The 21,040-nt window shown below is 31.0% G+C and carries 19 protein-coding genes; 7 read left to right on the forward strand and 12 right to left on the reverse strand.

The window, feature by feature from the left end; all coding sequences use genetic code 11:
- Positions 1-138 precede the first annotated feature (138 nt).
- The 6 genes from rny to OCU47_RS08085 all read left to right on the forward strand — a co-directional run bounded on the left by rny (position 139) and on the right by OCU47_RS08085 (position 6,950).
- Entirely contained in the window at positions 139-1,680 is a 1,542-nt protein-coding gene (rny, locus tag OCU47_RS08060; protein WP_261828085.1) for a ribonuclease Y, read from the forward strand.
- A gap of 177 nt (positions 1,681-1,857) precedes the next feature.
- A complete protein-coding gene (locus OCU47_RS08065; RefSeq protein ID WP_261828086.1) occupies positions 1,858-2,118 on the forward strand; it encodes a stage V sporulation protein S in 261 nt (86 codons plus the stop codon).
- A 133-nt stretch (positions 2,119-2,251) separates the two neighbouring features.
- Positions 2,252-3,445 (forward strand): pyridoxal phosphate-dependent aminotransferase, encoded by a 1,194-nt coding sequence (locus OCU47_RS08070; RefSeq protein ID WP_261828087.1) that lies wholly within the window; start codon positions 2,252-2,254, stop codon positions 3,443-3,445.
- 91 nt (positions 3,446-3,536) lie between these two features.
- Entirely contained in the window at positions 3,537-3,797 is a 261-nt protein-coding gene (locus tag OCU47_RS08075; protein WP_261828088.1) for an HPr family phosphocarrier protein, read from the forward strand.
- Between the two features lie 162 nt (positions 3,798-3,959).
- A complete protein-coding gene (gene purB / locus OCU47_RS08080; RefSeq protein WP_261828089.1) occupies positions 3,960-5,390 on the forward strand; it encodes an adenylosuccinate lyase in 1,431 nt (476 codons plus the stop codon).
- A gap of 567 nt (positions 5,391-5,957) precedes the next feature.
- Positions 5,958-6,950, forward strand: coding sequence for a tyrosine recombinase XerC (locus OCU47_RS08085; RefSeq protein ID WP_261828090.1), 993 nt, complete (start codon positions 5,958-5,960; stop codon positions 6,948-6,950).
- Between the two features lie 44 nt (positions 6,951-6,994).
- On the opposite strand, the gene OCU47_RS08090 is transcribed toward OCU47_RS08085, so the two are convergent.
- Positions 6,995-7,378, reverse strand: a complete 384-nt coding sequence (locus tag OCU47_RS08090; RefSeq protein ID WP_261828091.1) for a hypothetical protein — start codon at positions 7,376-7,378, stop codon at positions 6,995-6,997.
- Between the two features lie 214 nt (positions 7,379-7,592).
- On the opposite strand from OCU47_RS08090, the gene lexA reads away from it, so the two are divergent.
- Positions 7,593-8,198 (forward strand): transcriptional repressor LexA, encoded by a 606-nt coding sequence (gene lexA / locus OCU47_RS08095; protein ID WP_261828092.1) that lies wholly within the window; start codon positions 7,593-7,595, stop codon positions 8,196-8,198.
- Positions 8,199-8,284: 86 nt separating this feature from the next.
- Here lexA and OCU47_RS08100 read toward each other — a convergent pair whose 3' ends face one another.
- The 11 genes from OCU47_RS08100 to OCU47_RS08150 all read right to left on the reverse strand — a co-directional run bounded on the left by OCU47_RS08100 (position 8,285) and on the right by OCU47_RS08150 (position 20,510).
- Entirely contained in the window at positions 8,285-8,857 is a 573-nt protein-coding gene (locus tag OCU47_RS08100; protein WP_261828093.1) for a GNAT family N-acetyltransferase, read from the reverse strand.
- A 54-nt stretch (positions 8,858-8,911) separates the two neighbouring features.
- Positions 8,912-9,256 carry a VOC family protein gene (locus OCU47_RS08105; protein ID WP_261828094.1) on the reverse strand — a complete coding sequence of 115 codons (345 nt, stop codon included), beginning with the start codon at positions 9,254-9,256 and terminating at the stop codon, positions 8,912-8,914.
- Positions 9,257-9,545: 289 nt separating this feature from the next.
- Complete coding sequence (locus OCU47_RS08110) at positions 9,546-10,835, reverse strand: methionine gamma-lyase family protein (protein ID WP_261828095.1); 1,290 nt, start codon at positions 10,833-10,835, stop codon at positions 9,546-9,548.
- A gap of 140 nt (positions 10,836-10,975) precedes the next feature.
- A complete protein-coding gene (gene hfq, locus OCU47_RS08115; RefSeq protein ID WP_261828096.1) occupies positions 10,976-11,218 on the reverse strand; it encodes an RNA chaperone Hfq in 243 nt (80 codons plus the stop codon).
- 41 nt (positions 11,219-11,259) lie between these two features.
- Entirely contained in the window at positions 11,260-12,192 is a 933-nt protein-coding gene (gene miaA, locus OCU47_RS08120; protein WP_261828097.1) for a tRNA (adenosine(37)-N6)-dimethylallyltransferase MiaA, read from the reverse strand.
- Positions 12,193-12,206: 14 nt separating this feature from the next.
- Entirely contained in the window at positions 12,207-14,381 is a 2,175-nt protein-coding gene (mutL, locus tag OCU47_RS08125; RefSeq protein ID WP_261828098.1) for a DNA mismatch repair endonuclease MutL, read from the reverse strand.
- Between the two features lie 18 nt (positions 14,382-14,399).
- Positions 14,400-17,108, reverse strand: a complete 2,709-nt coding sequence (gene mutS, locus OCU47_RS08130; protein ID WP_261828099.1) for a DNA mismatch repair protein MutS — start codon at positions 17,106-17,108, stop codon at positions 14,400-14,402.
- Between the two features lie 46 nt (positions 17,109-17,154).
- The gene (gene miaB / locus OCU47_RS08135; RefSeq protein WP_376778030.1) at positions 17,155-18,501 is read right to left on the reverse strand and encodes a tRNA (N6-isopentenyl adenosine(37)-C2)-methylthiotransferase MiaB; all 1,347 of its coding nucleotides are present in this window, start codon (positions 18,499-18,501) and stop codon (positions 17,155-17,157) included.
- A gap of 139 nt (positions 18,502-18,640) precedes the next feature.
- On the reverse strand, positions 18,641-18,988 hold the full coding sequence (locus OCU47_RS08140) for a hypothetical protein (RefSeq protein ID WP_261828100.1): 348 nt from the start codon (positions 18,986-18,988) through the stop codon (positions 18,641-18,643).
- An 88-nt stretch (positions 18,989-19,076) separates the two neighbouring features.
- Positions 19,077-19,778 (reverse strand): MBL fold metallo-hydrolase, encoded by a 702-nt coding sequence (locus OCU47_RS08145; protein WP_261828101.1) that lies wholly within the window; start codon positions 19,776-19,778, stop codon positions 19,077-19,079.
- A gap of 198 nt (positions 19,779-19,976) precedes the next feature.
- Positions 19,977-20,510 (reverse strand): HD domain-containing protein, encoded by a 534-nt coding sequence (locus tag OCU47_RS08150; protein ID WP_261828102.1) that lies wholly within the window; start codon positions 20,508-20,510, stop codon positions 19,977-19,979.
- Positions 20,511-21,040: the final 530 nt, after the last annotated feature.

The raw sequence follows: 21,040 nt of genomic DNA on the forward strand, positions 1-21,040 counted from the left end.
ATTTATTAATTTTATTATAAGATTATAACAAATACTGGTTTATCATATTCAAAAAAACAGTAAGAATACCTTGACACCTTACACGCTTTCTATTACTGGATTATAGATGGCCTAAATTGATGCGAGGAGGTGTTAATTATGGATCCTATTATTTATTTTATAATAGACATAGTTGTACTAGTGTTATTAGCAATTGTGGAGATTATATTAATAAAAAATGCGTCTAAGAAGAGAATTTTAGATTTAGAAGCTGAATCTAGAACTACTCTTGAAGCAGCGCAAAAAGAAGCTGAAGCTTTGAAAAAAGAATCAGTTTTAGAAGCAAAAGAAGAAGTGCACAAACTTAGAAGTGATTGTGACAAAGAATTAAGAGAAAGAAGAAATGAAATTCAAAGATTAGAAAGAAGAAATATTCAAAGAGAAGAATCACTTGATAAGAAGGGTGACCTTCTAGAGAAAAAAGACAACGAACTTAGTAATAAAATGCAAGAAATAAAAGAGGTAGAAAATCAAGCTCATAAGCTTTATGCAAAGCAAAGAGAAGAACTTGAAAGAATATCAAATTTATCAAGCGAAGATGCTAAACAAATACTATTAGATCAAGTCAATAGAGAAATTAATCATGATGTAGCAATTATGATTAAGGAAGTTGAGACAAGAGCTAAGGAAGAAGCAGATAAGAGAGCAAGAGAAATTATTACAACCGCAATTCAAAGATGTGCTGCTGATCATGTATCTGAAACTACTGTTCATGTTGTAGCCCTTCCTAACGATGAAATGAAAGGAAGAATTATCGGTAGAGAAGGAAGAAACATAAGAACATTAGAAACATTAACAGGAGTTGATTTAATAATTGATGATACTCCAGAAGCAGTTATCCTGTCTAGCTTTGATCCTATAAGAAGAGAAGTTGCTAGAATTGCCTTAGAAAAACTAATCGTTGATGGCAGAATACATCCTGCTAGAATAGAAGAAATGGTTGATAGGGCAACTAAAGATGTAGAAAATGACATTAAGGAAGAAGGAGAACAAGCAACCTTTGAAACTGGTGTTCATGGATTACATCCAGAAGTGATTAAACTTCTTGGTAGATTAAAATATAGAACAAGTTACGGTCAAAATGTTTTAAAGCATTCCATAGAAGTTTCATATTTAGCAGGCTTAATGGCATCTGAATTAGGTTTAGATGTTAATATTGCTAAGAGAGCGGGTTTACTGCATGATATTGGTAAGGGCGTAGATCAAGAATATGAAGGCCCTCATGCTATTATAGGTGGTGACCTAGCGAAGAAATATCGTGAATCACCTGTAATTGTTAATGCAATTGCAGCACATCATGGTGATGTGGAGATGATTTCAATGGAAGCAGTGTTAGTTCAAGCAGCAGATGCAATATCAGCTGCAAGACCTGGTGCAAGAAGAGAAACTTTAGAAGCTTATATCAAGCGTCTAGAGAAATTAGAGGAAATTGCAAACTCATACGAAGGTGTGGAAAAGTCATATGCTATTCAAGCTGGTAGAGAAATTAGAATTATAGTTAAACCAGAATGTGTTGACGATGCTGGGGCTGTTGAAATGGCTAGAAATATGGTTAAAAACATTGAGGAGCAATTAGAATATCCTGGTCAAATAAAAGTAAATATAATTAGAGAAACCCGTGCAGTTGACTATGCTAAATAATTTTAAAAATACATTTTGTGAAAACAAAATGTATTTTTTTATATAAAAGTAAAATTAAAGAAGGAATTTTACAAAATTTATAGAATATATATAGAGAGATATGAGATTGCATGCTTTTTTTTATTAGTTGCGTGTAAACGATATCTGTAATCGATTATACTAGGGGGTCTTTAAATAATGGAAGTATTAAAAGTTTCAACAAAATCAAATCCAAATTCAGTAGCAGGAGCACTAGCGGCTATCATAAAAGAAAAGAATATCGTGGAAATCCAAGCTGTGGGCGCAGGAGCTATTAATCAAGCGGTTAAAGCAATAGCAATTGCTAGAGGCTTTGTGGCACCGAGTGGAAAAGATATAGTTTGCATACCAGCTTTTACAGATATAGAAATTGACGGGGAAGAAAGAACAGCAATAAAGTTAATAATACAACCTAGATAGAATATTGAATCTGTAATAAAAAACTGTTGAAAACAACAGTTTTTTTCTTTTTACAATTTATATATATTGGTGATATAATAATAAATGTTAGGGAAAAATAATACACAATACATAATAAATAGGGGGCAATAGTATGAATTTTTCACAAAAAGCTAAAAATATAGAACCTTCATTAACCCTTGAAATAACAGCCATGGCCAATAAGATGAAAGAGGATGGAGTAGATGTAATAAGTTTTTCAGCAGGTGAACCAGATTTTAATACTCCTGAAAACATAATTGCTAGTGCTTATGAAGCGATGAAAGCAGGTAAGACTAAATATACACCAACTACAGGAATTTTACCGCTAAAAAAAGCTATAACAGAAAAGTTGTATAGAGATAATAATTTATCTTATAATACAGATCAAATTATTGTTTGCAATGGGGCCAAACAATGTCTTGCAAATATTTTTCTTGCTTTGCTAAATGAAGGCGAAGAAGTTCTTATTCCAAAACCTTATTGGGTAACATATCCTGAACTAGTGAAATTAGCTGGAGGAAAACCAGTTTTTGTAGATACAGATAAAAAAAATAAATATAAATTTAAAGTTGAAGATTTGAAAAAATATATAAGCAGTAAGACAAAAGCTATTATTATCAATAGTCCGAATAATCCTACAGGAACAGTATATACTAAAGAAGAATTAACTGAGATTGCTGAATTTGCAAAACAACAAGATATATTTATAATTTCAGATGAAATTTATGAAAAGTTAATTTATGGGGAAACAGAACATATAAGCATTGCTTCATTAAGCGAGGATGCATATAGAAGAACAGTTGTCATAAATGGTGTTTCAAAAGCATATGCTATGACAGGGTGGAGAATTGGATACTGTGCTGCATCAAAGGAATTAGTATCATTGATGAATAGTATACAAAGCCACTTTACATCTAATCCTAATTCAATTGCTCAATATGCAAGTGTAGAAGCTTTAACAGGGCCACAGCATACAGTTGAACTAATGAAAGTTGAATTTGAAAAGCGTAGAGATTTTGCTGTAGAGAGATTAAGTCAAATTGATAATATTAGTTATATAAGACCTGAGGGCGCGTTCTATGTAATGATTAATGTTTCTGCTTTATATGGCAAAAAGATTGGTGATATCTCTGTTAATGATTCATTAGAGTTTGCAAAAATGCTGCTAGAAAGCGAAAAAGTAGCTGCAGTTCCTGGAGTTGCGTTTGGATTTGATGATTATATTAGAATTTCATATGCCACATCTATGAATAACTTAGAAAAAGGCTTGAATAGGCTAGAAAACTTTATTAAAGGTCTTAAATAGTAGATTAACAACGAAAGTTATAGTTGAATTTTTGTTGAAAAATTATTATAATTAAGGAGTTAAGTATTATAAATTTAAAGAGGTGGATATAATGGTAACTAAGGAAGTTGTTGTTAAAAATTCTACTGGTTTACACGCTAGACCAGCTACATTATTAGTTAAAAAGGCTTCAGGTTTCAAATCTGACGTTTCAATCGAATGTAATGGAAAGAAAGCAAACGTTAAAAGTTTAATTGGTGTTTTATCATTAGGAGTAACTAAGGATGCTGTAATTAAAGTTGTAGCATCAGGTGATGATGAAACATTAGCTGTTGAAGAAATAGCTAAATTAATAGAAAACTTAGAAGAATAGTATGAGAGGGCCCTTCGGGGCTCTTTTGTTTTGCATTTTTCTCAAATTTGTTAGTTTACGAATAAAATATTAAAAAAGAGTGAATTTCATGATAAAATATGTTATAATACGAAATATAACGAAAGAATAAAAAATTATATTCGTTTGGAGGTAAATTAAAGTATGAGAGATCAATACAGCACACCACTTAATTCACGTTATGCATCTAAGGAGATGTCATTTATCTTTTCTGATGATATGAAATTTACAACTTGGAGAAAACTTTGGGTTGCTTTAGCTGAATGCGAGCAAGAATTAGGATTACATATAACTGATGAACAAATTCAAGAATTAAAAGCACATATTTATGATGTAAATTATGATGAGGCTGCAAAAAGAGAAAAAGAAGTTCGCCATGATGTTATGAGTCATGTATATGCTTATGGATTGCAATGTCCAACTGCTAAAGGAATAATTCATTTAGGAGCTACAAGCTGTTATGTTGGTGATAATACTGACATAATAATAATGAGAGATGCATTACTTTTAATAAAGAAAAAGTTAGTGAATGTAATAAAGTTATTAAGTGATTTTGCTTTAAAATATAAGGATATGCCAACACTTGGTTTTACCCATTTACAACCAGCTCAATTAACTACAGTAGGAAAGAGAGCTACATTATGGATTCAAGATCTAGTAATGGATATGGAAAATTTAGATTTCTTAATTAGTACATTAAAGCTTAGGGGAGTTAAAGGTACTACAGGAACTCAAGCAAGCTTCATGAATCTTTTTGAAGGAGACGAAGAAAAGGTTAAAGCTTTAGATACAATGGTAGCTAAAAAAATGGGCTTTGAAAAGAGTTATGGAGTTACAGGTCAAACTTACCCAAGAAAGTTAGATTCAATAGTTTTAAATACTCTTTCAGAAATTGCACAAAGTGCTTATAAATTTAGTAATGACTTGAGATTGCTACAAAATATGAAAGAAGTAGAAGAACCATTTGAAAAGCATCAAATAGGATCATCAGCTATGGCGTATAAGAGAAACCCTATGAGATCTGAAAGAATTAGTGCTTTGGCAAGATTTGTTATTGTAAATGCAATGAATCCAGCAATTACTGCATCAACTCAATGGTTTGAAAGAACTCTAGATGATTCAGCTAATAAGAGACTTTCTGTATCAGAAGCATTTTTAGCTTTGGATGGAGTGTTGAATTTATACTTAAATATTTCAGAAAGCATGGTAACTTACGAAAAGGTTATTGCAGCTCATGTTAAAAATGAATTACCATTCATGGCTACAGAAAATATAATAATGGAATGTGTAAAGAAGGGTGGAGACAGACAAGAACTTCACGAGAGAATAAGAGAACATTCTATGGATGCTGCAGCTAGAGTTAAAATGGAAGGATTAAATAATGACTTAATTGAAAGAATTAAAAATGATTCATTCTTCAATCTTTCTGAAACTGAAATAGATGAAATAATAGATCCAACTAAATTTGTTGGTAGAGCTCCAAGTCAAGTTGTAGAATTTGTTGATGAATATGTTAAACCAATATTAGAAGAAAACAAAGATATGCTTGGAGAAAAAGCTGAAATTAATGTATAGTCTTAAATGATATTGATTAATTAAACATGAATAAGAATATTGACTCACCAGATAAAATAATATTTTGTTTGGTGAGTTTTTATTTTGTGTAAGTATTTCAAAAAGCCAATTAAAATACTTATTTTATAGCAAAATGTTTTTGCTGTTAAAAATAATTTCAATTTATTTAAAATGTATAAATACTAATGCTTCATGATTTTGAAAATTAATTTTTTGTTAGAATCGATTTGTACTTTAAATTTGAAATTTGATGTGAGACGAAAATATAATTTGAATTTTAGCAATTATAAATACGAATATAAAGATGCGTTAGAACTTAAAATTAAATTTGCAAAATAAGAATAAGAAAGTGTGTTATAAGAATTATGATGTTAAAAAACAAGTTTTTATTGAAATAAATAACCTAATTGTGATATAATTTTATTATAATAACTTCGCTAAATGTATATTTAGCGAAATAAACGTAATGAAAACAGAATTAAATAGTAAAAATTACCATCAAAAAGCTTTTTTAAGCTTCAATTTGAATTAAGCTAATAAAAAATACAGATTTTAAGGAGTTTTGAAATGTTTTATGATATCAAATCCATAACAAACGAAAAATTACCTCAGCGAGTAAATGAATTCGTGAATTATCTAGATACGATCAAAGGAAAATCTAAAAATACCATAGAAGCTTATAAAGTGGATTTGGGATTGTTTTTTAGATTTATAAAGTTATATAAAGGCATGGTACCAAACAAAACAGATTTTGATGAGATTAAAATCAATGATATTGACGATGATGTCATCAAAAAAATAACTTTATCTGATTTGTACGCTTTTATGTCTTTTACAGAAAAATACAGGAACAATGGCTCTCAAGCAAGATCAAGAAAAATTGCTACATTAAAATCATTCTTTAAGTTTTTGCATGGTAAAGCTAGAGTTATAAACGAAAACCCTACAATAGATCTAGAAACGCCTAAAACAAATAAAAGGCAGCCGATTTATTTGACCTTAGATCAAAGCATTAACCTTTTGAATTCCTTAGATAAGAGCTCTAAAAACTACGCAAGAGATTATTGTATACTTACTCTATTCCTTAATTGTGGCATGCGTTTATCTGAATTGTGTAGCATTGATGTATCAAAAATTCGTGAAGATACTCTATATATTATAGGTAAAGGTAATAAAGAAAGAACTGTTTATTTAAACGAATCTTGTATTAGAACTATAAATAACTATCTTCAAGTGCGAGATGCTTCAAAGGTTACTGTTGAAGAAGAAAAGGATGCTCTATTTATAAGCAGCAAAAACAGAAGAATAAATAAAAGAACTGTAGAATTGTTAGTGAAGAAATATGCCAACATGGCAGGTTTAACTGATAATAAATATACGCCTCATAAATTAAGACACACTGCTGCAACTTTGATGTATAAACACGGAAATGTAGATATAAGAAGTTTACAACAGATTTTGGGCCACGAAAATGTATCTACAACTCAGATATACACTCACGTTGATAATGATCAATTAAGAGAAGCTGTAAAATCAAATCCGCTTTCTAAAATAAAGTAAAAAATAAGATGGAAAATCCATCTTATTTTCTTTATACTCTGCTATTATTTTTCTCTTTTTACCCTTCTAACTCCAGGGAAGATTTCTTCAGTTAAATCATCTAGATCTTCGTCAACCACAGAATCTAACTCTTCTAAATACTCTATATGCTCAAAGGCATCTTCATATTCGCCATTATCAAGTTTTTCGTATTCATCTAGAATGTGAGAATCGTTACTCTCCTCCCCTAACAAATCTTCTTCTTTCAATTCGGTAAGAAGCATTTCGTTTTCTTCTAAGCTTTTTGCTATACCTTCAATCTTAACAGCTTCCATATCAATTCCGTCTTTTTGAAGGCATTTGCAGCAATTATCACATATTTTATTTTTATCTAAATCACAGAAATCATCATCACATAAATTTAAATTTTCAAAATTATCTTTATTCATTTAAATACACCTACTCACCTTTTACTAGTCTATCTTTACTATTATATCAAAATAATATAAAATATCAAGTTGCAGAGAAATTACATAAAATGCAAACAAAATTTAATTTTGCTGTATAAATCAAAAAAATAGGTTCATAATCATAATATAGAACATTAGTTTGATTAGTTACAATATATATGTTATAATTTTATAAGATAGGAAGGTGAAAAAAATGCCAAGACACAGTACAAAACAAGATGAAATCTATAAATACTTAAAAAGTTATACTGAAAACAAAGGATATCCACCATCAGTAAGAGAAATTGGTGATGCGGTTGAATTGAGTTCTACTTCAACAGTACATGGTCACTTGAAAAGACTTGAAGAAAAAGGACTTATAAGAAGAGATCCTACTAAGCCACGTGCTATAGAGATTTTAGAATTATCCTATCCAAAAAGAGAAATGCTTGAAATTCCTATAGTTGGTAAGGTTACAGCAGGTAGCCCTATTCTAGCTGTAGAAAATATAGAAGACTACTTTCCTATACCAATGGATTATGTAAAGCATAATGGAGAATTATTTATGCTTAAGATTTCAGGTACTAGTATGATTGAAGCTGGCATAAATGATGGCGATTTAGCTATTCTTGAAAAGACTTCTAGTGCTAGAAATGGAGAAATTGTTGTGGCTCTAATTGAGAATGAAGCTACAATAAAAACTTTCTACAAAGAAGAAAATCGTATAAGATTGCAACCTGAAAATAAAACTCTGCAACCGATTTATGTAGACGACTGCACTATTTTAGGAAAGTTAGTTGGTATATACAGAGCTTACTAATAAAAAGCTGAACTTAGTATTTTAAGTTCAGCTTTTTTAATTTTGCTATTTAAAAGTAGAATAACTTACTTGCTAATATAAATTTTTTATTCTACCGTGTTTTTTAAATACATGTCCTTTGTTAGTCCAAGACATATTTCATTGTAATACCTTCCATTTGTATAAATGTTTTGTTTAAGGACACCTTCCTGCTCATATCCAAGTTTTTTATGCATTTTGATGGTTGCTTCATTTCCTTCTAAAACAGTTGAAGAACATTTGTTTAACCTTCTTTCCATAAATGCATATTTTAAAAGTATTTCCATGGCACTTGTTCCGTATCCATTCCCTTGATATTCTTTTGCAATTCTAATACCAATGCCAAAAGTACCGTGTCTTTCGCTATCTAATGCAAAAATTATTCTTCCAACATGTATGCCATCTAATGTTTCTATAGCAAAAACTGTATTTCCACTTTTTGTAGCACAATTCTCTACTTCCTTACTGTATTCTTTGGCTTCTGAAATTGTTGGCGGAAAATTAACTTTATAACTTGCTAATCTGCTTAATGATGTATCAAAACCAGTATGATAAATCCACTCCCAATCATCTTCGCTCCAAGGTCTCAATCTCACTAAATCATTTTGCCAAAAGTAGTTATCATATATATGTTCACTCACAAAAAATTCCCCCCTATATTCTACGTTTTATGTCGTCTTAAAATACGTTTCCTTTTACCTCCCAAACCCTAATTCATTTCCGTCCAAGTCTCTAATTGTAAATTTTTTAGTTCCCCATGGTGTATCAAATAAAGGCTCAACAATTTCAACCTTATCTTTTAGTTTTTCCCAAAGTTCATCCACTTCATCAACATTAAAATTAAGTCTGCCATGTGATTTCTCATCCTTAACTTCCATTATGGCAAAAGTTGCACCTTCTTCTGATTTAAAATCATAATAAGTAGGATTTTCAGGAGGCCAAGCACTATCACATTCAAAGCCTAATATTTCTTCATACCATTTTAAAGATTTATTAATATCAGAAACATTTACTCTTATATGATTAAGTCTTGTTTTCATATATCTCACCTCCTTTAATAAAAAAACTTTTAATTAGTTATATTTTACTATTTTGTATGCATTTAATTATACAATAGAGTAATGTGATTATTCAAACATTTTACATAATTAAACATAAATTGATGTTGTGATGATTATCTATATACTCTATTATTTCAATAAAAAAACACATGTGAAACTGCCTGCAACTTCACATGTGTTATTATTAATTGTTTTTGATTTTGTACTTCTAAAGAAAATCCATTGCTATGATTAGAAGCCTTTATTTTTAATTAAATATATATATAATCTATTTAGTCTTTAAAACGTTAGATAAAGCGATTAATACGCCTATCTTAGCATGATCAAAGGTTAATCCACCTTGCAAGTATGCGATGTATGGTGCTCTTATTGGTGCATCTGCAGATAATTCAATTGAAGATCCTTGAATAAAGGCTCCTGCAGCCATTATAACTTGATCCTTATATCCTGGCATATCCCAAGGTTCGCATTCTACAAATGAGTCTATTGGAGATCCCTTTTGAATTCCCTTGCAGAATTGAATTAACTTATCTGGATCGTTGAATTTGATTGCTTGAATTATATCACTTCTCTTGTCAGTGTACTTTGGTAATACTTCAAAGCCTGCAAGTTCCATAAGTCTAGCGCAGTAAACTGCTCCTTTAACAGCTTCCATAGCTACGTGAGGTGCAAGGAATAGTCCTTGGAATAATTGTCTCATAACTCCGAAAGTTGAGCCACACTCTCCTCCTATTCCAGGTACAGTTAATCTATAGGCAGCTTGTTCAACATATTCCTTCTTACCAGCTATGTATCCACCTGTTGGAGCGATACCTCCACCTATGTTCTTTATAAGTGAACCAGCGATTAAATCTGCTCCTACTTCTGTTGGTTCCTTTGTATCTATAAATTCACCATAACAGTTATCAACAAATACTAATACATCATTTCTGATTGATTTAACATAAGAGATAATTTCTCCTAATTGATCTACTGTAAAAGAATTTCTCCAACCGTAGCCTGTAGATCTTTGAATGTGAACAACTCTTATTGTTGAGTCTCCAAGCAATTCAGCTTTGATTTTTTCTAAATCGAATTTGAATTCTGGTGTAAGATCAATTTGCTTATATTTAACTCCATATTCTTTTAATGATCCTATCTTTTCATCGGTATCAATACCTATGATGTTATGCAAAGTATCATAAGGCTTTCCTGAAATGGCAAGTAAGGTATCGTTTGGTCTTAAGTTTCCGAATAAAGCTGTACCTATAGCATGAGTACCATTTACAAAATGAGGTCTAACCAAGGCTGCTTCTGCGCCTAAAACTCTAGCATATACTAAATCTAAAGAATCTCTTCCTATATCTCCGTAACCATATCCACTTGAATTAGTGAAATGACTGTCGCTGATTCTTTCCTTTTGAAAAGCATCTAGAACCTTGTATTGATTATATTCTCTTATACTATCATAAATTTTAAACTGAGCTTCTACATCATTTAAAGCTTTCTCACTTAAGTCAAAAACTTCTTTATTTATATTATACTTTGTTAATAAAAGCTCTTTAGTTATATCTAACATTTATTTCCCTCCATTGCTTGAACATCATAAAAAATACTAGTTAAAAAGCTAGTGTTTTTTATACTGTTTATATGTAATTAACACCAAAGAATATCTTAACATAATCAAAAAAAATAGGCAAACTTAAGCTTGCCTATCTATTAGATCTCTTCATTTGTATTTCCAGTGAATAATATTGGTTTAGCAGGAGATACAGTGGTAATTGCGTGCTTGTAAATAAGCATTTGTTTTCCCTCTGAGTCTAAAACAACTGTAAAGCTATCAAAGCCTTTAACATTACCTCTAATTTGAACCCCATTAACTAAATATATTATGACAGGAATTTTGTTTTTTCTAGCACCATTTAAAAATATATCTTGTAAATTATTTGTTGATTTATTCACTTCAATACCCTCCTACTTTTATATATGGTTCTATTATACATCTAAGAGTTTTTAATGTCATCCATTATTTTCACTATTATTTCTTCTTCTGAAGAATATTTATCTTTGTCAATGAATTCAGCTCTTGGATCTTTTCTAAACCAAGTTAATTGTCTCTTTGCATAGTTTCTGCTACCTTGTTTTATCATATCTATAGCTGTTTCTAAAGAGATTTTACCATCAAGGTAATATAAGATTTCCTTATAGCCTATTCCCTTCATAGATTGCATTTCTGCATTACAACCCATAGATTGCAATTCTTTAACTTCATCTATAAGACCTTTATTCATCATTATATCTACACGCATATTAATTCTATTGTATAATTTTTCTCTATCCATGTTTAAAACATAATAATGTACATCATACTCTGTGGAATAATATTGGTCACCAGAAGCAAAGGATGAAAATGGCTTTCCGGTTATCTTATACACTTCTAAGGCTCTGATTACTCTCTTTTTATTGTTATAGTGGATGTTTGCATAACTTATAGGATCAACTTCCTTAAGCATTTCATGAAGGTACTCGCCACCCTTTTCTTCAGCTAAATTCTCTAGGTAGCTTCTGTATTCTTCATCCTTTTCACTTTCAGTAAAATTCATATTGCAGATAATTGAATTTATATAAAGTCCAGTTCCACCTGCAATAATAGGAAGCTTTCCTCTCTTACAGATATCATCTATTATTTCTGTAACTTGGCTTTTATATTCAGCCACTGAAAATTCATTTTCAGGTGATACTATATCTATCATGTAATGAGGAACACCTTGCATCTCCTCTTTAGAAACCTTAGCAGAACCAATGTCCATATATTTATATATTTGCATTGAGTCACAGGAAATTATCTCTCCATTAAGCCTTTTTGCAAGTTCAATAGATATATCTGTTTTCCCAACAGCTGTTGGCCCTGCTATTATTAATAATTTTTTCTTCATCTTAATCACCTTACTTATACTATTCTCTTAAATCTTCTTTCTATATCAGTTAATGTAAACTTTATAATGGTAGGTCTTCCATGTGGACAATGGAAAGGATCATCTAAATATTTTAATTTTTCAAGTAAAGCTTCCATTTCTGATTTATTAAGCTCATCATTTGCCTTAACTGCAGACTTACAAGCCATTGTTGCAATCCTATTATATTTTACCTCTACAGTTTTTCCTGAACCTAACTGTCTAAGGTTATCTATTATATCTAAAAGAAGTCTCTTTGAAGATAAGCGTCCTAGAAAATATGGCACTTCTTTAATTGTAACAGTATTATCTCCAAATTCCTCTACAGTGAAACCTGCGTTAGTAAATACTTCTTTGTTTTCTTCATAAATTGCAAAATCATCTAAGGTAAGTTCAATAACTTCAGGAATAAGAAGAGTTTGAACAATTATTTCTCCATTTAGAATGTTATTATAATACTTCTCAAACATAACCTTTTCGTGAGCTGCATGCTGATCTATTAAAAATAAATTGTTATCCCACTCTGCCAGAATGTAAGTTTTATTATATTGGCCGATCACCTTAAAATCTGGTAGCTTAGCTTGAGGTTTTATAGGATTTTGCTTTAAAAGTTCCTCTTTAGCATTATCTAAGCCAGTATTTTGTGCACATTCTCCGGTGGTGTTAATAGTATCAGTTTGTTTGTTTTCAGTGTACTGTGCATCCACTTCAGTTTTTTGAAGAGTTTCTTCATTAGTATTTTGAAGAGTCTGTTTATTTGCTTCAGTTCTATATGGAGAATCTTTAACTTCAAAACTATTATCCTTAGAACCTTCTGATTGCAGATTAGTTTGTGCTAGGTTTGAATCTTTACCCATAGCATTTGTTGCATTTGAGTTTTGTATATTAGCAGAAACTTCACTAGCATAATGATCATCTATTGGTTTAGGTGGAATTATATAATTATCTTCTGAAATTGGTTTAGCAGGAGTATAATCCTTACCTCTTCCTTCATTAACCATAATATGCTCATTGTTATCTTGAGCATATGCAGGCTTTTCAGAATTAAGCTGTGACATTCTTTGATTAAACTCATTTCTAAGTGCATCTTTATCTAAGGTTTCTTCTTGAACAAGGAAGTTAAGCTCCTCTACCTGCTCTTCATCCTTAGTCTTTTCTTCAGGAAGGGTAAACTCTCCCATTACATCTTCTTTTAATGCACCATGCACTGTGTCAAATATAAGCTTAAAAGCAGTTCTATCATCCTTAAACTTAACTTCAGCCTTGGTTGGATGAATGTTTACATCAATAAGCTCTGGATAAGTATCTACAAAAAGCACAAAGAAGGGATATTTATTTACAGTTGAAAAGGCTCTAAAGGCATTCTCTACTGCTATAGCGAGCTTTCTGTCCTTTACATATCTCTTGTTTACAAAGATGGTTTCATTGTTTCTTGAACCTCTACTGATAGCTTCCCTACCTATATAACCATAGATAGAATAGATATCATGATGCTCTTCAAAGTACAATAACTCATCACAAGTATTCTTTCCATATATGCTTCTAAGTGCATCTTCAAGCTTACCTGTACCGTAGGTATGTAGAAGTTTTTTACCGTTACTAAATAATTTAAAACTAATCTCAGGATGAGAGATAGCTATTCTTGTAACTATATCACTGATTAAGGATGTTTCCCTTGAAGTACTCTTTAAAAACTTCTTTCTAGCAGGTACATTAAAGAATATATCTCTAACTTCAATCACAGTTCCTTTGGCACAGGAGGTTTTAGATTTCTCTACTACTTCTCCTGCTTCAATCTTTATTTCATTTCCACTATCAGAGTCTATGAATTTGCTCTTTAAATAAACCTTTGCTATAGAAGCTATACTTGGCAAGGCCTCACCTCTAAAACCTAGAGTGTTTATTGCAAAGATATCTTCTGCGCTTTTAATTTTGCTGGTAGCATGGGCCATAAAAGCTTTTTCTAAATCATCTTCATAGATACCTATACCATCATCAATAATTTTTATAAGGCTTATGCCACCTTCCTCTACTTCAATGGTTATATCCTTAGCTTCAGCATCAATACTGTTTTCAACTAATTCTTTTACCACAGAAGAGGGTCTTTCAACTACCTCTCCTGCTGCTATTTTATTAGCTGTATTTTCATCTAAGATATTAATTCTTTTCATAGCTATCACCTCCTAAAATTAAAATTCCTTTGCTTCTTTTACAAGTTCATAAAGCTTATTCATTGCATCCATTGGTGTTAAAGTTAAAATATCTAAATCCTTAACCTTGCTTATAAAGTTCTCTTTAGATATCATACCAAAGTCTAGCTGCATAGCTCCATCTTCATTAACTACAGATTTCTTATGAGACTTACCATGCTTTGGCTTTTGGACTTCTTCATCCACTGCAACTTCTTTAACTGCAATATCAGTATCTTTAGCTGTAACTTCATTATCAGAAGAAACCTCTTTAGGAACTTCTGGATTTATAGAAATTTCTTTATTACTATTTTTCTCTTCAAGTCCTTGTAGTATTTCCTTTGCTCTCTCAATTACCTTTTCAGGAAGTCCAGCAAGCTTTGCAACCTCTATACCATAGGATTGGTCTGCTCCACCTTCTACAATCTTTCTAAGGAAGATAACAGTATCATCTACTTCCTTTACAGATACAGAATAATTCTTTACTCCCTCAAGCTCTTTTTCAAGCTTTGTAAGCTCATGATAGTGAGTTGCAAATAGAGTTTTACATCTTAAGTTGTTTGAATTGCAGATGTACTCAACTACTGACCAAGCAATACTAAGTCCATCATAGGTTGAAGTACCTCTTCCAACCTCATCTAATAAAACAAGACTGTTAGAAGTAGCGTTATTTAAGATGTTTGATACTTCCCACATCTCCACCATGAAGGTACTCTTCCCCCCTGCTAAATCGTCAGAAGCACCTATTCTTGTGAATATCTTATCACAAATTGAGATGTTTCCTTCTCTAGCTGGAATGAAAGAACCTATATGTGCCATAAGGGTAATTAAAGCTACCTGTCTCATATAAGTAGATTTACCCGCCATGTTTGGTCCTGTGATTATAAGCAGGTTGTTATTCTTTCTATCTAATAAGGTATCATTAGAAACAAACTCTCCCTTATCTATAACCTTCTCAACTACAGGATGTCTTCCATCTTGGATATCTATAATTCCCTCTGTGTTTAAGTTTGGTTTTACATAAGAATTCTCTAACGCTATATATGCAAAGTTTGTTAAGCAGTCAAGCTCTGAGATTATCTTTGAAGTCTTTTGCATTCTTTGAATTTCTTTTTCTATGGCATTTCTAATATCAGAGAATAGAGAATATTCAAGGGCAGATAACTTCTCTTCTGCTCCAAGTATCTTTTCTTCTACTTGTTTTAATTCCTCTGTAATAAATCTTTCAGCATTTGCAAGAGTTTGCTTTCTTATATATCTTCCCTCTGGGATTGAATCATAGTTTGATCTAGTAATTTCTATATAATAACCAAATACTTTATTATAACCCACCTTTAGAGATTTGATTCCTGTAAACTCTCTTTCTTGATTTTCTAGAGCAGCAATCCATTCTTTACCGTGGAACTTTGCAGTTCTAAGTTCATCAACCTCGCTGTTGTAACCTTCCTTTATGATTCCTCCTTCTTTAATTGACATTGGAGGTTCATCTATAATAGCTGATTCTAATAAGTTACATATATCAGTAAGTTCATCTATATTGTTATAATAATAGCTTAACTTATTTGAAGAGGTATCTTTAAGTAAGGCTTTTAAATCTGGAATCCTCTTTAAAGAATTCTTAAGAGAAATTAAATCCTTAGCATTTACATTATTAGTAGCTACCTTACCTACTATTCTCTCTATATCATAAATATCATGTAGGGCTGTTCTTAAATCTTCATTTAAGGAAAGATTATTATACAGTTCCTCTACAGCAGATAATCTATTTTCAATCTCATTTTTATTAATTAGGGGTTGCTCTATCCACTTTCTAAGCTGTCTGCTTCCCATGGAAGTCTTAGTCTTATCAAGCACCCATAAAAGAGAGCCTTTTTTATTCTTCTCATGAATATTTTCAGTAAGTTCAAGGTTTCTTCTTGTATTACTGTCTATAGTCATATAATCAAGGATTTCATACTTATCAATCTTATTAATGTTTGAAAGCGTGCACTTTTGAGTATCCTTAATATATTTAATAAGAGATACACAGGCAGCCTTTTCTATATCATTAAGCTTTGATAATTCTTCCTCGGAAAATTGTTCTTGTAAGTCATTAAGATCAGAAGAAAAATAAGCGTCTTCCTTCTTTGTAACCATAATACCAAGGTATAAGATATCCTTATAAAGCTTCTCATCTATACCTTCCTTTAGGATTATTTCCTTTGGTGAAAACTTTGATATTTCATCAGAAATAAGATTATTCTTTGTTACAAAGGAAGTACATAGAAAGTCCCCTGTAGATATATCTGTAACTGCTATTGCTGTACTATTTGAATCAGAATAGATGCTCATAACAAAGTTATTTCTCTGTTCATCTATAAAGTTTGTATCATTATAGGTTCCTGGAGTTACTACCTTTATAACATCTCTTTTAACTAAGCCCTTAGCTGTTGCTGGATCTTCAACCTGCTCACAGATTGCAACCTTAAAACCCTTAGCAATAAGTCTTCCAAGATAGGTGTTCACTGCATGATAAGGAATTCCACACATAGGAGCTCTACTAGGCAGACCACAATCCTTTCCTGTTAAAACAAGCTCTAAGGCTTTAGAGGTTATCTCTGCATCTTCAAAGAACATTTCATAAAAATCACCCACTCTAAAAAACAGTAAGCAATCTTTATACTTTTCTTTCGTATCAACATATTGTTGCATCATAGGTGATAGTGCCATAACTGTTATTCCTCCTTAAATTAAAAAGCTCTAATTAAAGAGCTTTTTAAACTTCCTCTCCATTTAATGAAAAAGAATGTGCTTTTGTAATTTTAACATTAACAAGTTTACCTATACTATCAGCCTTGCCTTCAAAATTAACAAGTTTTCCTTCTCTTGTTCTTCCTGAAAGTTTAGTTTCATCATTCTTGCTAGTTCCTTCAACTAAAACTTCCACTGTTTTGCCTTCAAAAGTCTTGTTCTTTTTAGCAACAATTTCGTTAACAGCTTCAAGTAATCTGTTGAATCTATCATGCTTAACGTCTTCAGCAATTTGATTCTCCATCCTGTCAGCAGGAGTATACTTTCTTCTTGAATATATAAAAGTAAATGCAGAATCATATTCTACTTCCTTAACTAAGGATAAAGTATCTTGGAAATCTTCCTCTGTTTCTCCAGGGAAACCAATGATAATATCTGTAGTTAAAGATACATTTGGTATTTCCTTTTTGATCTTCTTAACTAGATCTAAGTAGTAATCTCTTGTGTAGTGTCTGTTCATTTCCTCTAGTACTCTTGTAGAACCACTTTGTACTGGAAGGTGAATTTGCTCACATAACTTATTACAATCTCTTATTGCGTAAATAACATCATCAGTTAAATCCTTTGGATGTGAAGTCATGAATCTTACTCTATCAAGACCAGGGATTTCATTAACTCTTCTTAGAAGATCAGCAAAAGAAATCTCTGGCTCTAAGCCCTTACCATAAGAGTTAACATTTTGACCAAGTAAAGTGATTTCCTTATATCCTTGAGCAACTAATTCCTTAATTTCATTTTCAATATCTTCAGGCTTTCTGCTTCTCTCTCTACCTCTAACATAAGGTACAACACAATATGTACAGAAATTGTTGCAGCCATACATTACAGTAACAAAGGCTTTTGTATCACTCTTTCTGTCTATAGGAATTCCCTCAACAATTTGATCTTCCTTATTTACTATTTCCTTAACTTGAACACCATCTTGTTTAACTCTGTTTAAGTATTCAGGGAACTTATATGAGTTGTGTGTTCCGAAGATTATATCTACATAAGGGAACTTTTCAAGTATAGTATCAGCCATACCCTTTTGTTGCATCATGCAACCACAGATAGCTATAACAAGATCTTTGTTTTCTTTCTTAAGTCTTTTTAATTCACCTAAGTTACCGTATACCTTGTTTTCAGCATTTTCTCTTACGCAGCAAGTATTAAATATAATAATAGAAGCCTTTTCTTTATCTTCTGTTTCTGTATAACCAATTCTCTTAAGCATACCAGATAGCTTTTCAGAATCTTCTTCATTCATTTGACAGCCATAAGTACTGATATGGAAAGTTTTTTTATCATCAATTTTTAAATTATTATCTTGCATTATTTCCTCCAAATTTAAATTAATTTCTACAGTATTATACCATAACGGTGTATGGGAAATAAAGACTGTATTAAAAGAAAGAAAAAACTCACTAAAGATTTTTAGTGAGTTTTTTCTTTAAAATACTTAAGTTACTATTTTAGTATTCTTCTCCTTCATCACCAACGACTCTACATGATAACTTGACTGCAATTTTCTTCATCTTTTCTTTCACATAATCATTTGCGCCGGATACAGATATTTTTCCTCTATTATATGTGAATGCGACTTCATAAGCTATCCCATCATATTTAAATGTCCAAATAGCTGTGTTTTTTAGCTTTATTGTAATTTTTTCAAGTGTTTGCAGGTTAACGCTTGAAAATTGATTTTTAATTTTCATTTCAGAATCCGTCTCAATTAGTTTTGTCCACTCTTCTAATGTGATAGGGTTTTCGTTAGATTCCCATGGATATTGAGTTTTAATTATATGTATTGAATATGACATTTGTTATCTCTGCCTTTCATTCCAACCTGAAGAATAGTTTATTATAACAATGTGGTAAGGTTATATGCCATCATTTTATAGATATTATTTAATCTATAGTAGCTACCTTGAAACCTTGTCGATTTGCTTCTTCAATGAAGTTATCTCCATCAATATGAATACAATAAACCTGGCTTCTATATTCTTTAGGTACTAATTTACATAACTTTCTTAAAGATGTGTGCACATTCTCTTCTGCATCATCAAGACATGTATCGTGATACACTAAATTACCATTATTTAAAAAAGTTATTATATCAATATTAGTTTCATAAGTATCTCCGCTATAAAAAATACTATTTGCCTTATCAAAGCTTAAAATATACGAATAAGTATTAATTGATTCTACATGCTTAGTTAATTTTGAGTTTACTTCTAAATCCAATGATTCAATTCTCTTAGCATCTGGATTCAACACTAAAAAGCTCTCGTTTTCATTTAATCCAAGTAATCCTAAAAATACTTTTATCTTTTCTCTTTCTTTAAAATACACATTTGTTGTTATTTTATACTTCCAATAGCAAAATCCAATAAACCCACCCAAGGAACCTACATGGTCTGAATGCATATGCGTTATTAATATATGAACTTCTTTAACTCCATCCATTAAGTTTTTCTCTAAAATTTTCTTAAATACAGTTTCTCCACAATCAATTAATAATAACGTTTTATTTTCTTTAATGTATGCTGATGTATTCGCTTCTATAGAATGATATCCTGAACCTATGCCTAAAAACCTCAACCTTTTCATATAAATACTCCTTATTTAAATTATAAATTAATACGTTTATAAACAAACATTAATATCAAAAGTATCTTTATTATATTTAATTACTTCTCTTTCAATAGAACCCATATATTCTATAAAGTTTTTGTCTGGAATTCATGCAACTATTATTTAATATTAAACTCCACTACAAATTGGATTTTGTTGAGCTTCGTGTTATACTTATAATGTTGGTGAAATACCAAATTCAGTTAGTAAATTCTGAAACCTACATTTTTCATGTTCCATCACAGGAAAAAGCGGATTATATAAACAATGTTGTAAAACATCTGCATCTTTTAATACTTCATCAAATGCAGAATGAGTAGTCGCTTTTGAACTGTGGTTGCGAATAGCTGAACATATTAAATCTGTTTCATTATCAGTTGTCAATGACAACTCCTCAAGAATTTGACGTGCCAAAACTGCACTGTGCTCAGTATGATTTTCAGTATTCATAGCTTTATAAGAGTATAAATCATGTAACATACCAGCAATGGTCGCCAATTCAACATCTTGATTTCTTTTTAGAGCAATCATTGCACATGCCTGCGAAACTCCATAAAGATGGAGGTAACCACACCTTCTTTCTTGAGTGTCGTTCATATTTATTAGAATTTCATCAATATACTTTCGAAGTCCTTCAATGCGATTATCCATATCTTCAGTACGCCCATTATGTAAATACTTTTGAATTTTTTCAATATGGTTTTCCATGTCTTCACCCACCCATTATATAATAATTTTCAGTTCACATTTGTGAAACGAACTGAAAATCACTGACAAATCTACTATTTATATTACTTAACTTTAAATTAGAATTTATAGTTAAGCAAAATTGATAAGTTCTTTTGAAACACCTTTCCATGCAATCAATCTCTTAACAGCCATAAAGTGACTTTCCCTTTGGAATTTCAGACCAATACTTTTTGTCTAAATCAGTAATTACTAAAATATCATATTCTTCTGCTTACTTTACTATAAATTATCCTCCACAAATCCCCATTTCTCTATCGCTTAAAAATTATTTTTTTCTTTTAACATAACATATTTTATTAAATTATCATTACTTATGATACGGTTCATCATTCATTAGACTAAACATCAATCAATATTTTTGTACAATTAATCTGTTGATGCTAAATTCCTATTATAGACATTATCTTAACTTAAATTCTACCACAATTCATCACAAATAAATACATATACCATATATTTTTCCATATAGTTTCCTCTTTCAACACCTT

It is taken from the genome of Clostridium sp. TW13, from assembly GCF_024345225.1.
In the GTDB taxonomy this organism is placed as follows: Bacteria; Bacillota; Clostridia; order Clostridiales; family Clostridiaceae; genus Inconstantimicrobium; species Inconstantimicrobium mannanitabidum.

Excerpts from the sequence above, each read along its gene's own strand:
- rny (WP_261828085.1), top strand. The coding sequence starts at position 139 with ATGGATCCTATTATTTATTTTATAATAGACATAGTTGTACTAGTGTTA.
- OCU47_RS08065 (WP_261828086.1), top strand. The coding sequence starts at position 1,858 with ATGGAAGTATTAAAAGTTTCAACAAAATCAAATCCAAATTCAGTAGCA.
- OCU47_RS08070 (WP_261828087.1), top strand. The coding sequence starts at position 2,252 with ATGAATTTTTCACAAAAAGCTAAAAATATAGAACCTTCATTAACCCTT.
- OCU47_RS08075 (WP_261828088.1), top strand. The coding sequence starts at position 3,537 with ATGGTAACTAAGGAAGTTGTTGTTAAAAATTCTACTGGTTTACACGCT.
- purB (WP_261828089.1), top strand. The coding sequence starts at position 3,960 with ATGAGAGATCAATACAGCACACCACTTAATTCACGTTATGCATCTAAG.
- OCU47_RS08085 (WP_261828090.1), top strand. The coding sequence starts at position 5,958 with ATGTTTTATGATATCAAATCCATAACAAACGAAAAATTACCTCAGCGA.
- OCU47_RS08090 (WP_261828091.1), bottom strand. The coding sequence starts at position 7,378 with ATGAATAAAGATAATTTTGAAAATTTAAATTTATGTGATGATGATTTC.
- lexA (WP_261828092.1), top strand. The coding sequence starts at position 7,593 with ATGCCAAGACACAGTACAAAACAAGATGAAATCTATAAATACTTAAAA.
- OCU47_RS08105 (WP_261828094.1), bottom strand. The coding sequence starts at position 9,256 with ATGAAAACAAGACTTAATCATATAAGAGTAAATGTTTCTGATATTAAT.
- OCU47_RS08110 (WP_261828095.1), bottom strand. The coding sequence starts at position 10,835 with ATGTTAGATATAACTAAAGAGCTTTTATTAACAAAGTATAATATAAAT.
- miaA (WP_261828097.1), bottom strand. The coding sequence starts at position 12,192 with ATGAAGAAAAAATTATTAATAATAGCAGGGCCAACAGCTGTTGGGAAA.
- mutL (WP_261828098.1), bottom strand. The coding sequence starts at position 14,381 with ATGAAAAGAATTAATATCTTAGATGAAAATACAGCTAATAAAATAGCA.
- mutS (WP_261828099.1), bottom strand. The coding sequence starts at position 17,108 with ATGGCACTATCACCTATGATGCAACAATATGTTGATACGAAAGAAAAG.
- miaB (WP_376778030.1), bottom strand. The coding sequence starts at position 18,501 with ATGCAAGATAATAATTTAAAAATTGATGATAAAAAAACTTTCCATATC.
- OCU47_RS08140 (WP_261828100.1), bottom strand. The coding sequence starts at position 18,988 with ATGTCATATTCAATACATATAATTAAAACTCAATATCCATGGGAATCT.
- OCU47_RS08145 (WP_261828101.1), bottom strand. The coding sequence starts at position 19,778 with ATGAAAAGGTTGAGGTTTTTAGGCATAGGTTCAGGATATCATTCTATA.
- OCU47_RS08150 (WP_261828102.1), bottom strand. The coding sequence starts at position 20,510 with ATGGAAAACCATATTGAAAAAATTCAAAAGTATTTACATAATGGGCGT.